A 14196-nucleotide genomic window follows, 5' to 3' on the forward strand; every position below is an offset into this window, starting at 1 on the left:
CTGAGCGGGAGGCCCTCACATGACCGAGCGTGCCGCGCCGTTCTACTGCCCTTACTGCGGGGACGAGGATCTGCGTCCCTCGGAGGAGGGCCATGGCGCGTGGGAATGCGCGTCCTGCAACCGCGCGTTCCGCCTGTCGTTCCTCGGGCTGCTGGCCAAGGGCCTGCGGCGCGACCCGATCGATGAAGGGGGCACGGCGATATGACGACCCGGCTTGAGGACACCGATCTCGAAGGGCTCGCCGAGAAGGCGGGCCACGAGCTCGAGGACGCCCCGGCGCTGGACATCCTGCGCTGGGCGGCGGACACCTTCGGATCGCGTTTCTGCGTCACCTCCTCGATGGAGGACGCGGTGGTGGCGCACCTCGCCTCCCGCGCCTTCCCCGGTGTCGACGTGGTCTTCCTCGACACCGGCTACCACTTCCCCGAGACCATCGGCACCCGGGACGCGGTGGCGGCCGTGATGGACGTCAACGTCATCACCCTGACCCCGCGCCAGACGGTGGCCGAGCAGGACGCCGAGTACGGCCCCCGGCTGCACGACCGCGACCCCGACCTGTGCTGCGCCCTGCGGAAGGTCCAGCCGCTCGAGGAGGGGCTGCGGGAGTACGACGCCTGGGCCACGGGCCTGCGCCGGGACGAATCGCCAACTCGCGCCGGTACCCCGGTCGTTGGCTGGGACGCCCGGCGCCGTAAGGTGAAGATCTCGCCGATCGCCCGCTGGACGCAAGCGGATGTCGAGGCCTATGTCGCCGAGCACGGCGTGCTGACCAACCCCCTGCTGATGGACGGCTATCCGTCGATAGGCTGCGCGCCCTGCACCCGTCGGGTTCTGGAGGGCGAGGACAACCGGTCCGGCCGCTGGGCGGGGAGCAACAAGACCGAATGCGGGCTGCACGGCTGATGGCTGTCGACCAGGAGAACGAGATGAGCGCCCCCACGACCACCGGTGCCACGGTGTGGCTGACCGGTCTGCCGAGCGCGGGAAAGACCACGATCGCATATGCGCTGGCCGAGCGGCTGCGCGGCGAGGGCCGCCGGGTGGAGGTGCTCGACGGGGACGAGATCCGCGAGTTCCTCTCCTCGGGTCTTGGGTTCTCCCGCGAGGACCGGCACACCAACGTCCAGCGGATCGGCTTCGTGGCCGAGCTGCTGGCCTCCCACGGGGTCACGGTGCTGGTGCCGGTCATCGCGCCGTACGGGGACAGCCGCGAGGCGGTGCGCAAGCGCCACCAGCGCGAGGGCACCCCGTATCTGGAGATCCACGTGGCCACGCCCGTGGAGGTGTGCTCCGAGCGGGACGTCAAGGGGCTGTACGCGAAGCAGGCGGCCGGCGAGCTTTCGGGTCTGACCGGTGTGGATGACCCCTACGAGGCCCCTGCCGACCCGGATCTGCGCATCGAAACCCACAGGAACAGCGTGCAGGAGTCGGCGGCCGAGGTGCGGTTGCTGTTGAGTGAAAGGGGACTGCTGTGAGCCACGCACGCGCGGCCACCGCGTCACGGGCCATGGCGCTCCCCGCATCCGGGTGCCGATCCATGGCGATCCCCGCCGATATGACGGGAAGCTACTACCGCAGCCGAGCGAACGAAAGGGGCGCGGCATGACGACCGTGACGGCGATCAACGCGGGCGAGGGCGCGGGCCTGTACGCGCTCGCGCACCTGGACGCGTTGGAGTCCGAGGCGGTGCACATCTTCCGCGAGGTGGCGGGCGAGTTCGAGCGGCCGGTGATCCTGTTCTCCGGCGGCAAGGACTCCATCGTCATGCTGCACCTCGCGCTCAAGGCGTTCGCCCCGGCGACGGTCCCGTTCTCGCTGCTCCACGTGGACACCGGGCACAACTTCCCCGAGGTCATCGCCTATCGGGACGCCACCGTCGCCCGGCACGGGCTGCGGCTGCACGTGGCCTCGGTCCAGGAGTTCATCGACGACGGCCGGCTGCGCGAGCGCCCGGACGGCACCCGCAATCCGCTGCAGACCGTGCCGCTGCTGGACGCCATCGAGAAGAACCGCTTCGACGCGGTCTTCGGCGGTGGCCGCCGGGACGAGGAGAAGGCCCGCGCCAAGGAGCGGGTGTTCTCCCTCCGGGACGAGTTCGGCGGCTGGGACCCGCGGCGGCAGCGCCCCGAGCTGTGGCAGCTCTACAACGGCCGCCACTCCCCCGGTGAGCACGTCCGGGTCTTCCCGCTGTCCAACTGGACCGAGCTGGACGTGTGGCAGTACATCGCCCGGGAGAAGATCGACCTGCCGCAGATCTACTACGCGCACGAGCGCGAGGTCTTCCGGCGCGGTGGCATGTGGCTGGCGCCGGGTGACTGGGGCGGTGCGAAGGACGGCGAGACCGTGGAGCGGCGCATGGTGCGCTACCGCACCGTGGGCGACATGTCCTGCACCGGTGCCGTGGAGTCGGACTCGGTGAGCATCGAGCAGGTCATCGATGAGATAGCCGCCTCCCGGCTGACCGAGCGGGGGGCGACCCGCGCCGACGACAAGCTGTCGGAGGCCGCGATGGAGGACCGCAAGCGCGAGGGGTACTTCTAACCATGACGAGCGATCTGACGTCCGGGGAGCAGGCCGCGGCGGCCGCCGTGGAGCGGTCCGCGGCCACCTCACAGCTGCGGTTCGCCACCGCGGGCTCGGTGGACGACGGCAAGTCCACGCTGGTCGGGCGGCTGCTGCACGACTCCAAGTCGGTGCTGGCCGATCAGCTGGAGGCCGTGGAGCACGCCTCGCGCAGCCGTGGCCAGGAGGCGCCGGACCTGGCACTGCTGACGGACGGGCTGCGGGCGGAGCGGGAGCAGGGCATCACCATCGATGTCGCCTACCGCTACTTCGCCACGCCGAAGCGGCGGTTCATCCTCGCCGACACCCCCGGCCATGTGCAGTACACCCGCAACATGGTCACCGGCGCCTCCACCGCCGAGCTCGCGGTCGTCCTGGTGGACGCGCGCAACGGCGTGGTGGAGCAGACCCGGCGGCACGCCGCGGTCGCCGCCCTGCTGCGGGTCCCGCATGTGGTCCTCGCCGTCAACAAGATGGACCTGGTGGACTACGCGGAGCCGGTCTTCGCGGCCATCGCCGAGGAGTTCACGACCTACGCGGCCTCGCTGGGCGTCCCGGAGATCACGGCCATCCCGATCTCGGCGCTGGCCGGGGACAACGTGGTGACCGCGTCGGCGAACATGGACTGGTACGGCGGCCCGACCGTGCTGGAGCACCTGGAGACCGTGCCGGTGGGCACCGACCCGTCCCAGGATCCGGCGCGTTTCCCGGTGCAGTACGTGATCCGTCCGCAGACCGCCGAGCACCCCGACTACCGCGGCTACGCGGGCCAGATCGCCTCCGGTGTGCTGCGGGTCGGCGACGCCGTCACCGTGCTGCCGTCCGGCCGGACGTCCGCCATCACCGGGATCGACGCGCTGGGCACGATGGTGGACGTGGCGTGGGCGCCGCAGTCGGTGACCCTCACCCTCGCCGACGACCTGGACATCTCGCGCGGGGATCTGCTCGCGCCGAGCGACCACGCGCCCGAGACCACCAGGGACGTCGAGGCCACCGTCTGCCATCTGCACGACCGTCCGCTGCGCGTGGGCGACCGGGTGCTGCTCAAGCACACCACCCGCACGGTGAAGGCGATCATCAAGGACATCCCGTCGCGGCTGACGCTGGCCGATCTCTCGCACCACCCGGCACCGGGTGAGCTGGCCGCCAATGACATCGGCCGGGTAGTGCTGCGCACGTCCGAGCCGCTGGCGCTGGACGCGTACGACGCCTCCCGCCGCACCGGCTCCTTCCTGCTGCTCGACCCGGCCGACGGCAGCACGCTCACCGCCGGAATGGCGGGCGACTCCTTCGCGGCACCGGCCAAGGGCGCCGAGGCCGCGCGGGACGACGAGGGATGGGACTTCTGACGATGGCCGGTGAGGTGTTCTCGACATTCGCCAAGGAGGGCGGCCGCGTGGGCAGCGGGGCGCTCGGCAGCGGGCAGGGCGGGGTCGGACGATGTGTGCGCTGATGCCGCAGTCCGCACCCGTCCACCAGCACCGTCGCCGAAAGCCGTCTGAACTGCCGGGCGTCCTCTGACGCCGCCCCGGCCCGTCGAGAGGAACACCCCCGTGTCGTCTGCCGTCCGCCTCATAGCTCCGCGACCAGCCACGCATCCCCGCCGCCGCACCCGGATCCTGGCGGCGGCGGCCGTCCTCCCCCTGCTGATGGGCACGCTGGGCGCCTGCGGCTACGGCTCGGAGAAGAAGAACGACGACACGGGATCCTCAGCGGTCCCCGCGGCCGGCGGTGCGAAGGTCGACGGTCTGGACAAGGTGAAGGTCGGCTACTTCGCCAACCTCACCCATGCCACCGCCCTGGTGGGGCTGCGCAAGGGCGGCCCGATCCAGCAGGAGCTCAAGGGCACGAAGGTCTCGCCGTACGTCTTCAACGCCGGACCGTCGGAGATCGAGGCGCTCAACGCGGGCTCCATCGACATGGGCTGGATCGGCCCGTCGCCGTCCATCAACGGCTATGTGAAGTCCCACGGCTCCAACCTCAAGATCATCTCTGGTTCGGTCTCGGGCGGTGTCAAGCTCGTGGTCAACCCGAAGAAGATCAAGACGCTCGACGACGTCAAGGGCAAGAAGATCGCCACCCCGCAGCTGGGCAACACCCAGGACGTGGCGTTCCTCAACTGGGTCAAGAGCAAGGGCTGGAAGGTCGACGCCCAGAGCGGCAAGGGCGATGTGTCGGTGGTCCGCAGCGACAACAAGGTCACCCCGGACGCGTACAAGTCCGGTGCCATCGACGGCGCGTGGGTGCCCGAGCCGACCGCGTCCAAGCTGGTCGCCGACGGTGGCAAGGTGCTGCTGGACGAGTCCTCGCTGTGGCCGGACAAGAAGTTCGTGATCACCAACCTGATCGTGAAGCAGTCGTTCCTCGCGGAGCATCCGAAGGTCGTCGAGGCCGTGCTGCGCGGCTCGGTGAAGACCAACGCCTTCATCAAGGCCAACCCCGAGCAGGCGAAGAACGCGGCCAACGCGGCGCTCGAGGAAGAGACCGGCAAGCCGCTGCCCGCCGATGTGATCGACCCGGCGTGGAAGTCCATCCAGGTCACCGACGACCCCCTGGCCTCGACGCTGAACACCGAGGCCGACCACGCGGTCCAGGCGGGGCTTCTGGAGAAGCCCGATCTCAAGGGGATCTACGACCTGGGCCCGCTGAACAAGGTCCTCAAGGCCGAGGGCAAGCCGGCGGTCTCCGCCGCGGGCCTCGGCAGCCAGTAGCCGCCCGTCCGTCCCGTACGCACCGTACGCATGTACACGCATGTACGCATCCATCAGGAGGTGACCGGATGTCCCCGGCGCTGACCACCGAGAAGGACGACCGGGCGAGCACCGCGACGGCGGGCTCCCCCGGCCCCGCCGACGCCACCGGATCCGTCTCGATCGCCCATGTCCACAAGGCCTTCGGCCGTCCCGGGGCGGCCCAGCCCGTGCTCGAGGACATCAACCTCCAGGTGCGGCCCGGCGAGTTCGTCTGCATCCTGGGGGCCTCCGGCTGCGGTAAGTCCACGCTGCTCAATCTGATCGCCGACCTGGACAAGCCGACCTCGGGTGCCATCGAGGTCCCCGGCGGCCGGCCGGCCCTGATGTTCCAGGAGCACGCCCTGTTCCCGTGGCTGACCGCGGGGAAGAACATCGAGCTGGCGCTGCGGCTGCGCGGTGTGCCGCGCGCCGACCGCAGGCCGCGGGCCGAGCGGCTGCTGGAACTGGTGCGGCTCAGCGGCGCCTACGGCAAGCGGGTGCACGAGCTCTCCGGCGGGATGCGGCAGCGCGTGGCGCTGGCCCGCGCGCTGGCGCAGGACTCCAGCGTGCTGCTGATGGACGAGCCGTTCGCCGCGCTCGACGCCATCACCCGCGATGTGCTGCACGAGGAGCTGACCCGGATCTGGAGCGAGACCGGCGTCTCGGTGCTGTTCGTGACCCACAACGTCCGCGAGGCCGTCCGGCTGGCCGAGCGCGTGGTGCTGCTGTCCTCCCGGCCGGGGCGGGTCGTCCGCGAGTGGACGGTGGACATTCCGCAGCCGCGCCGCATCGAGGACGCGGCCGTCGCCGACCTGTCCGTTGAGATCACCGAAGAACTGCGTGGGGAGATCCGCCGCCATGGCCAGCAGTAAGACCACCCGCGGCACCGCGGCCGAGGAAGCCGACGGCGGGAAGCAGCCCGTCGAGAAGTCCACGGCCAAGTCGGGTCCGGGGCAGGACCTGGCGGGCCTGGAGGCCGGTCTGGACGCCCTGGACGCGGTGCAGACCAAGCGGGTCTCACCGGCCGAGGTGCTGGTCCAGAAGGTGCTGCCGCCCATCGTGGCCGTCGCCTTCGTACTGGCCCTGTGGAAGGTGCTCGTCGTCGCGAAGGTCACCCCCGACTACAAGCTCCCCGACCCGGGGCTGGTCTGGGACTCGCTGCGCCAGCTGTGGCTCCAGGGCGAACTGCTCGACATCATCTGGACCAGCGTCTCGCGCGGTCTGTTCGGCTTCCTCATCGCGCTGGCGATCGCGACCCCGCTGGGTCTGGTCGTCGCCCGGGTGAAGTTCATCCGGGCCGGTCTCGGCCCGATCCTGTCCGGGCTGCAATCGCTGCCGTCGGTCGCCTGGGTGCCGCCCGCGGTGATCTGGCTGGGCCTGAACGACCAGATGATGTACACCGTCATCCTGCTGGGCGCGGTCCCCTCCATCGCCAACGGGCTGGTGGCCGGGATCGACCAGGTGCCCCCGCTGTTCCTCCGCGCCGGACGCACCCTCGGCGCCCGCGGCCTGGTCAGCGCCCGGCACATCCTGCTGCCCGCCGCGCTGCCCGGTTACGTCGCCGGGCTCAAGCAGGGCTGGGCCTTCTCCTGGCGCTCGCTGATGGCCGCGGAGATCATCGCCAAGTCCCCGGACCTGGGCCTGGGGCTTGGCCAGTACCTGGAGAACCAGCGCAACAACTCCGATATGGCCGGGGTGCTCCTCGGCATCCTCCTGATCCTCGTCGTCGGCATCGCCATCGAACTGCTGATCTTCGCCCCGATCGAGCGCCGGGTGCTGCGCAGCCGCGGCCTGCTGGCGAGCACCCACTGAACGAAGAGCGCTGAACGAAGAGCGCTGAACGAAGACCACTGAGCGGAAAGCCACCGAACGGAAGGCCACGGAAAGCCATCACCATGTCTGCCCCGACCCTGCTGATCATCGCCCACGGCAGCCGCGACCCCCGCCATGCGGCGACCGTCGACGCGCTGCGCGCGCGGGTGCGGTCGCTGCGGCCGGGGCTGCGGGTGGAGGCGGCGTTCCTGGAGTTCAACGCGCCGCGCGTACCGCAGGTGCTGGCCCGGCTCGCCGCGGCGGACGCCACCGAGGTGATCGCCCTCCCGCTGCTGCTGACCCGCGCCTTCCACGCGAAGACCGACATCCCGGCGGTGCTGCGCGAGGCCACGGCCCGCCACCCCCGCCTCGCCGTCCGCCAGGCCGATGTCCTGGGCCCGTCCCCGCTGCTCGTGGACGCCCTGGAACGCCGCCTGTACGAGGCGGGGCTGCGCCCCGCCCACCGCTCCTCGACCGGGGTCGTCCTGGCCTCGGCGGGGTCCACCGACCCGGAGGCGATCGCGGTGATCGCTGAAATCGCGCGGGAGTGGCGGCACACCGGATGGTGCGCCGTGCGACCCGCGTTCGCCTCCGCCTCTCTTCCCCGTACCGAGGACGCCGTCCGCGCCCTGCGCGCGGAGGGCGTCCCCCGGGTGGCCGTGGCCCCCTACGTCATCGCCCCCGGCCGCCTCCCCGACCGCATCGCCCACGGTGCCGAAACCGCGGGCGCCGACCTCCTGGCCCCCGTCCTGGGCCCCGCCCCGGAACTGGCCCGCCTCCTGCTGACCCGCTACGACGAGGCCCGCACGGCGCCCCCGGCCCTGCTGACGGCCTGACACGGACGACTCACCGCCGGGACGAACGCGCGCATCGCCGACGATGAGCACACGCCGGATCCGCGCGACCGCTCAGCTTCCCAGCGCGGAGGACTCCTCCTCGCGGGCCTTCGTGTAGCGGTTTTCCGGTACCGGGAGGCCCAGGTTGCCGCGGAGGGTGGAGGCCTCGTACTCGGTGCGGACGATGCCGCGTTCCTGGAGGATCGGAACGACCTCCTCGCGGAAGCGCCGCCACTGGTCGGGGTGGCCGATGGGGTAGTTGAAGCCATCGAGGGCGCGGCCCTCGAACCACTCCTGAAGCCGGTTGGCCACCGTTTCCGGCGATCCCGCGAACGGGGTCGGGCGCGGGCTCGAGATGAACTCCACGGTCTGGCGGAGCGTCCAGCCCTTTTCCTTCGCCTTGCCGGCGATCTTCTCGGCGTTGGTACGGAAGCCGCGCTCCGCGTGGTCGAGGGCCTGTTGCGGGAACGGGGCGTCCAGGTCGTACTGGCGGAAGTCGTGCCAGCCGAACGGGCGGCCGAGTCCCGCCAGGGATCGGTCGAAGTCCCGGTCCCTGGTATGGGTCTCGTGCTCGATCTCCCTGGCCTGGTCGTCCGTGTCGCCGACGAATACCGAGGTACCGGGCATGACGACGATGTGCCGCGGATCGCGGCCCTTCTTCGCCGCCCGGGTCTTGATGTCGTTGTAGAACGCCTGGCCCGCCTCGATGGACGAGGCGTTGGTGAAGATGGCCTCGCCGATCGTGGCGCCGAGGTCACGGCCCTGCTCGGAGTCGCCTGCCTGGAAGATGACCGGCTGGCCCTGCGGGGAACGGGAGACGTTCAGCGGGCCGGCGACCTGGAAGTGCTCGCCCTTGTGGTTCAGGGCGTGCTGCCTGGCCGGGTCGAGGAAGGTGCGCGTGGCACGGTCGCGCGGGAACGCGTCCTGCTCGTAGGAGTCCCACAGTCCCTGGGCGACCTGGACGAACTCCAGGCCCCTGGCGTAGCGGGTGTCGTAGTCGTAGTGCTCGTCGCGGGAGAAATTGCCCGCGGCGCCCGCGTCGCCGGTGGTGACCACGTTCCAGCCGGACCGGCCGCCGGAGATGAGCTCCAGGGAGGCGAGGCGGCGGGCGGTGTTGAACGGGTCGTTGTAGGAGGTGGTCACGGTGGCGACCAGACCCAGGTGGCTGGTGCTCACCGCCAGGGCCGACAGCAGCGTCAGCGGTTCAAGGCGGTTGAGGTAGTGCGGCGCCGAGTCCGCGGTGATGAACAGACCGTCGACGAGGAAGATCAGGTCGAACTTGGCCTCCTCGGCCTGGCGGGCCTGCTCGACGTACCAGTTGACGCTGACGCTGGCATCGACCGGAATGTCCTCGTCGAGCCAGAGGTGGGGCTGGCCGGGGCCGCCGGCGCCCATCGTGATCGCGCCCAGCCTGAGCTGCCGCTTCTCGCCCATGCCGCCACTCCCGCGTCTTCTTGTGACTGCTGCTTGCCTGGCCTGTCGTGAGGCGCTCAGCTTAGCGGTTACGCAAATTGGAGTGTGCTCATGGCCGGAGATGCGAACGTGCGTCCCGCCGGCAGTCGTTCAGGCGGTCCGGGGTGGCGGCGAACAGTGGGGAGCCGGGCCGGTCGGCCCCGGCCAGGACGAGGCCGGCACCGAGGTCGAGCGGTAACACAGCCCCATCCTGAAGAGTGTTCAGACGGGCGGCGTCACAATTGGGTGCCGCCACCGTCCACCGCGAGTTCGGCGCCGGTCGTGTAGGTCGCGTCGAAGGCGAAGAAAATGGCAGCGCGCGCGACCTCCTCCGGATTCCCCATACGCCCCATCGGAATCCGGGCGGCGAAATCCGCCGCCATCTCATCCGCCACCTCTACGGGCAGTTTCCTGTACAGAATTCCTGTGTCGATCGGCCCCGGGCTCACCGCGTTGACACGTACGCCACGCGGCAGCAGTTCGCGAGCCCAGGTTCGCGCCATCGACCGGAGGGCCGCTTTGCTCGCCGCGTAGGCACCATGGTCCGGATAACCCAGCACGTTCAGGACCGAGGTGGTCAGCACCACGCCGCTGCCCTCGGCAAGCAGCGGAAGCAGCCGCTGCAAGGTGAAGTAGGGCCCCTTGGTGTTGGCCGCGAAGACGGCGTCGTACGTCTGCTCGGTCGTCGCCTCGAGCGACTCCGAGTCGGCGATGCCCGCATTCAGGAACACCGCGTCCAGTTGACCGAACGCCTCCTCGACCTTCCCCGCCAAGTCATCGATGTCGGCCATTGAGGCGGCGTCGCTGCCAACCGCGACCAGCCCCTCTTCCCTCGCCGCTTCGAGCGCGGCTTCCTTGCGCCCCGTGACCATCACCTGAGCACCCTCGGCCGCCAGCAGACGTGCGATCGACAGACCGATTCCGCTGCTGCCACCGGTGATGAGGGCGCGCTTTCCGTTGTACTTTTCCATGCCCCGATTCAAATCCCGGACCGGCGACGGCGTCCAAGACCTGATCCGCAACCCGTCATGCGCACATTGCATATTGGTACGCTCGGAGCGTGCGCGTTCCCGGATCGGACCTCGACCTGCGGCTTGTCGGCTACTTCACGGTCGTCGCGGAGCACGCCAACTTCAGCCGCGCCGCCGCGGTGCTGCACGTCGCGCAGCCGTCCCTGAGCCGCCAGATCCAGCGCCTCGAGGAACATCTGGGCGTGCGCCTCTTCGACCGCACCCCACAGGGCAGCCGGCTCACGGAAGCCGGTCGCGCCTTTCTGCCGCAGGCCCAGGCGCTGCTCCAAGCGGCCCACCAAGCCGAGCTCACCGCCCGCGAAGGCGTCACCCCGCGCGAGTTCACCATCGGGTACGTCGAGGACCTGGTCATCACTCACGCCGTACGCCGGCTGCGGCATCGGCACCCCACGGCCCGCATCCGCACCCGCCACCTGGAGTGGAACGACGCCCACGCCCTCACCGACCGCCGCGTGGACGCCCTTGTCGCCCGCGCCCCGCTGCCCTTCGCCACCGACCGCTTGCGCCTCACCGATCTGTGGACCGAGCCACGGGTTCTGGTCGTCTCCACGGACCACCGGCTGGCCGGAAAGGAATCGGTGACCGTCGGCGACCTCAGCGAGGAAGTTCTGCCGCAATGCCCGAGCGCGGTCCCGCAATGGAGCGATTTCGCCCGCCTGGAGCCGCGCCCGGACGGCGTTCCGGCCCGCAGCGCGCCGATCGACTACGAATCGTTCGAGGACAAGCTCGACCTTGTGGCCGAGGAGCGGACGGTATTGATTCTGGCCGCCGGCGACCGGCGGCCCCAACTACGCCCCGGCCTGACCACCGTGCCCATCGAGGGCATCGACCCGGTCCGTGTCGTCCTGGCGACCCGCTCGGCCGAGGCCAACCCCCTGATCGACGATTTCCTGAACGCCTGGTCATCCGGCACACCCGCGCCTCGGGGCCGTTGAGCGGGGCGTCGAGGGCACGGTGCCCGGCCGGTCTCGCTCAAAGCCGCGCCTACCAGGGCACTTCCCCGTTTTCGTCCTGGAAGGTTCCCGTCGGGCCGTCCGCGTCGAGAGTCGCCAACCGCACGACGACCCCGGCACTCACCTCAGGCGCCCTTCCGATTCCGAATGCCGCGGTCAGGTCGGTCGCGGTGGTGCCGGGCTCGACCGCGTTGAACTTGATGCCCGGCTGGGACTTGGCGTACTGGACCGTGAGCATCGTGGCCGCGGACTTGGAGGCGGAGTAGAGCGCCAACGGCAAGCCGAACTCCGGCCGGTCCGGATTGGTCACCGCCCAGAACGACCCGGCGCTGCTCGAAACGGTGACCACGGTCGGGTTCGAGGACTTGCGCAGCAGCGGAAGTGCCGCCTCCGTGACGCGCACGATTCCCACCGCGTTGGTGTCGAAGGCCCGGAGAGCCGTGGGGCCGTCGGTGGCTCCGTCCCCCAGGATGCCCGCGTTGTTCACCAGGACGTCGAGCCGGCCCTCGGCCGAGTCGATCGTCGCCAGCGCGTTGTTCACCGACGCGTCGTCGACCACGTCGAGCTGCACGAATCGCGCGCCGAGCGCTGCCGCCGCCTTCTCGCCCCGCTCGGCATCGCGTGCGCCGAGGTAGACGACGTGGCCCAGCGCCAGAAGCTGTTTGGCCGTCTCGAAGCCGATTCCCTTGTTGGCCCCGGTGATCAGTGTGATGGTCATGCGCGTCCAATCGAATGTGGCCCGAGTGGGCCGTTGGTGGTGTTCGGGCACCGTGCGGCCACCGCTCACGGGAGGAGCAGCAGTTTCCCGGTGCTCCTGCGCGACTCGATGTCCGCGTGGGCCCTTGCCGCCTCCGCCAGCGGGTACCGACCGCCGATCCGGACGACCAGTTCGCCTCGCTCGACGAGCCCGAACAGCTCCGCCGTGTGCGCCTTGAGCTCCTCGGGTGTGCGGATGTGGTCCTCGGTCACGGGGTAGGTGAGGCGGGTACTGCGGGGGATGTCGTTCATCGCGATGGTCGGCACGTCCCCGATCAGCGGCCCGTAGAACACCAGCGTGCCGTGCGTGCGCAGTACCCGCAGCGATGCGGCGAACGTGGTCGCGCCCGCACCGTCGAACACCACATGCACACCCTCGCCGCCGGTCAGCTCGCGCACCGGCTCGACGAACGCGTCACCGGTGGAGACCAGGACGTGGTCGGCGCCCGCGTCGGTGGCGGTCCCGGCCTTCTCCGGCCGCGACACCAGACCGATCACGGTGCCGCCGCGGGCCTTGATGATCTGGGTGAGCATCATCCCGACCCCGCCGGCGGCCGCGTGCACGAGCGCGACGTCACCCGGCCGCACCGGGTGGGACACGGTGGCGAAGTGGTGCGCGGACAGACCGTGCACGATCAGCCCCGCGGCCGTCTCGTCGTCGATGGCATCGGGCACCGGGACGACACCGCTCGCCGGGAGCACGATCTGCTCGGCGTAGCTGCCGTGGCTATTGGTCAGCCACGCGACACGATCACCTGCGGTGAACCCGTGCACGCCTTCGCCCGTCTCCGCCACCTCACCCGCGCCTTCCAATCCCGGCACCTCGGCCATGGCCTGTCCGCGGATGGCGGTGTCGATGAAGTTCACACCCGCCACGCGGATGTCCACCAGAACTTCTCCCGGGCCCGGACGAGGTGCCGGCCGCTCCCGCAGCCGCAGCACCTCCGGTCCCCCTGCTTCGTTGATGACTATCGCTTTCATGCGGCCGAAGGTAGGCTCCAAAAAATGTACCCACAAGTACACTTTGGCCGGTGACGACCATGAGGAAAGGCGCCGCGACCCGCCTGCGCATTGTCGAAGCCGCCGCGGACGAGATCCGGGAACGCGGCACGAACGCCACCACGCTCGATGACGTGTGCCGGCGCAGCGGCACCGGCAAGGGGCAGATGTTCTACTACTTCCCGGGAGGCCGGGAACAGCTTCTTCTCGCGGTCGCCGAACTCGAAGCCGAGCGAGTCTTCGAGGACCAGCAGCCGTACCTGAACGAACTCACCTCGCGCGCGGCTTGGGAGGCGTGGCGCGACCTGATCGTCGAGCGCTACCGCGACCAGGGGCTGTACTGCCCGCTCGGGGTGCTGATCGCCGACGTGGGCCGGTACAGCCCGGCCGCGCAGGCCGTGTCGGCGCAACTGGTGCGGCGGTGGCAGGAGTGCGTCCGAGCCGGTATCGAGGCCACGCAAGCGGCCGGCGAGGCCAACCCGTCACTCGACGCCGACCGCACGGCCGCGGCTGTGATCGCCACCGTCCAAGGCGGTGTCACGGTCCTGCTCTCCACCGGCTCCGCGGATCATCTGGAGGCCGGGCTGAACCTCTGCCTGGACCACCTGCTGTCGTAGACCATTGCGCTCAAGCAGCCTCGGCGTGGTCGAAAGTGGCGCCTCCCGACCGGCTGAGCCACACCAGCCTCGCCGTCACGCCGTCCTCACCGCCGCCTCGCGTGAACCATCGAAGCGCCCGCTCCGGCGAGTTGAGGACCATCTGTCCGGTGCCGTCGGCCGTGGTCACGTGGACGGGCCCCTCGTGGAAGGCCCCCCCACGCCGCGACGCACCCGTCTTTCAGCCCGGGCCGCACCTCGCATTCCTGCACGACGGCGAAGATTCTGGGCGCGAGGGCGAGGACGAGTTCGCAGAGTTCCTTGTCGAAGAGTTCTGGGGAGTGCGGTGTCTCCATCTGGGCCTCCACGGGCGCAGTAGGCTTCGGCTGCCGCTCACCGCTGCGTGATGAGCGCATCACGTAAAGTACGCCACAAAGTTGTGGTCGCCACAACTTTGTGGCGCGCAT

16 protein-coding genes are annotated in these 14196 nt (G+C 70.2%); 11 read left to right on the forward strand and 5 right to left on the reverse strand.

What is annotated here, in order from left to right:
* Positions 1–19 precede the first annotated feature (19 nt).
* The 9 genes from LIV37_RS13985 to LIV37_RS14030 all read left to right on the forward strand — a co-directional run bounded on the left by LIV37_RS13985 (position 20) and on the right by LIV37_RS14030 (position 7942).
* Complete coding sequence (locus LIV37_RS13985) at positions 20–205, forward strand: hypothetical protein (protein ID WP_020867772.1); 186 nt, start codon at positions 20–22, stop codon at positions 203–205.
* Complete coding sequence (locus tag LIV37_RS13990; protein ID WP_020867773.1) at positions 202–903, forward strand: phosphoadenylyl-sulfate reductase; 702 nt, start codon at positions 202–204, stop codon at positions 901–903. The genes LIV37_RS13985 and LIV37_RS13990 overlap by 4 nt, the downstream gene beginning before the upstream one ends.
* On the forward strand, positions 885–1475 hold the full coding sequence (cysC, locus tag LIV37_RS13995) for an adenylyl-sulfate kinase (RefSeq protein WP_185057964.1): 591 nt from the start codon (positions 885–887) through the stop codon (positions 1473–1475). The genes LIV37_RS13990 and cysC overlap by 19 nt, the downstream gene beginning before the upstream one ends.
* 127 nt (positions 1476–1602) lie before the next feature.
* Positions 1603–2541, forward strand: a complete 939-nt coding sequence (gene cysD, locus LIV37_RS14000) for a sulfate adenylyltransferase subunit CysD (protein WP_020867775.1) — start codon at positions 1603–1605, stop codon at positions 2539–2541.
* 2 nt (positions 2542–2543) lie between these two features.
* The gene (locus LIV37_RS14005; protein ID WP_020867776.1) at positions 2544–3911 is read left to right on the forward strand and encodes a sulfate adenylyltransferase subunit 1; all 1368 of its coding nucleotides are present in this window, start codon (positions 2544–2546) and stop codon (positions 3909–3911) included.
* A 204-nt stretch (positions 3912–4115) separates the two neighbouring features.
* Entirely contained in the window at positions 4116–5273 is a 1158-nt protein-coding gene (locus LIV37_RS14015; RefSeq protein WP_121825491.1) for an aliphatic sulfonate ABC transporter substrate-binding protein, read from the forward strand.
* Between the two features lie 68 nt (positions 5274–5341).
* Positions 5342–6166: an ABC transporter ATP-binding protein gene (locus LIV37_RS14020; RefSeq protein ID WP_020867778.1), complete on the forward strand. Its 825-nt coding sequence runs from the start codon at positions 5342–5344 to the stop codon at positions 6164–6166.
* Positions 6153–7106, forward strand: a complete 954-nt coding sequence (locus tag LIV37_RS14025) for an ABC transporter permease (protein WP_020867779.1) — start codon at positions 6153–6155, stop codon at positions 7104–7106. Before LIV37_RS14020 ends, LIV37_RS14025 begins: the two co-directional genes overlap by 14 nt.
* A gap of 83 nt (positions 7107–7189) precedes the next feature.
* The gene (locus tag LIV37_RS14030; RefSeq protein ID WP_020867780.1) at positions 7190–7942 is read left to right on the forward strand and encodes a sirohydrochlorin chelatase; all 753 of its coding nucleotides are present in this window, start codon (positions 7190–7192) and stop codon (positions 7940–7942) included.
* 72 nt (positions 7943–8014) lie between these two features.
* On the opposite strand, the gene LIV37_RS14035 is transcribed toward LIV37_RS14030, so the two are convergent.
* Positions 8015–9376, reverse strand: coding sequence for an LLM class flavin-dependent oxidoreductase (locus LIV37_RS14035; protein ID WP_020867781.1), 1362 nt, complete (start codon positions 9374–9376; stop codon positions 8015–8017).
* 254 nt (positions 9377–9630) lie between these two features.
* A complete protein-coding gene (locus tag LIV37_RS14040; protein WP_020867783.1) occupies positions 9631–10365 on the reverse strand; it encodes an SDR family oxidoreductase in 735 nt (244 codons plus the stop codon).
* A gap of 89 nt (positions 10366–10454) precedes the next feature.
* Between LIV37_RS14040 and LIV37_RS14045 the strand changes: the two genes are divergently transcribed.
* Positions 10455–11360 (forward strand): LysR family transcriptional regulator, encoded by a 906-nt coding sequence (locus LIV37_RS14045; RefSeq protein WP_020867784.1) that lies wholly within the window; start codon positions 10455–10457, stop codon positions 11358–11360.
* A gap of 49 nt (positions 11361–11409) precedes the next feature.
* Here the strand turns inward: LIV37_RS14045 and LIV37_RS14050 are convergent, their stop codons facing one another.
* Positions 11410–12096 carry an SDR family NAD(P)-dependent oxidoreductase gene (locus LIV37_RS14050; protein ID WP_020867785.1) on the reverse strand — a complete coding sequence of 229 codons (687 nt, stop codon included), beginning with the start codon at positions 12094–12096 and terminating at the stop codon, positions 11410–11412.
* A gap of 65 nt (positions 12097–12161) precedes the next feature.
* Positions 12162–13115, reverse strand: a complete 954-nt coding sequence (locus LIV37_RS14055) for a quinone oxidoreductase family protein (RefSeq protein WP_121825490.1) — start codon at positions 13113–13115, stop codon at positions 12162–12164.
* Positions 13116–13174: 59 nt separating this feature from the next.
* Between LIV37_RS14055 and LIV37_RS14060 the strand changes: the two genes are divergently transcribed.
* A complete protein-coding gene (locus LIV37_RS14060; RefSeq protein ID WP_121825489.1) occupies positions 13175–13750 on the forward strand; it encodes a TetR/AcrR family transcriptional regulator in 576 nt (191 codons plus the stop codon).
* A 10-nt stretch (positions 13751–13760) separates the two neighbouring features.
* On the opposite strand, the gene LIV37_RS14065 is transcribed toward LIV37_RS14060, so the two are convergent.
* Complete coding sequence (locus LIV37_RS14065) at positions 13761–13919, reverse strand: hypothetical protein (protein WP_020867788.1); 159 nt, start codon at positions 13917–13919, stop codon at positions 13761–13763.
* Between the last annotated feature and the right edge of the window lie 277 nt (positions 13920–14196).

Origin of the sequence: Streptomyces rapamycinicus NRRL 5491, assembly GCF_024298965.1 — a bacterium.
GTDB classification, from domain to species: domain Bacteria; phylum Actinomycetota; class Actinomycetes; order Streptomycetales; family Streptomycetaceae; genus Streptomyces; species Streptomyces rapamycinicus.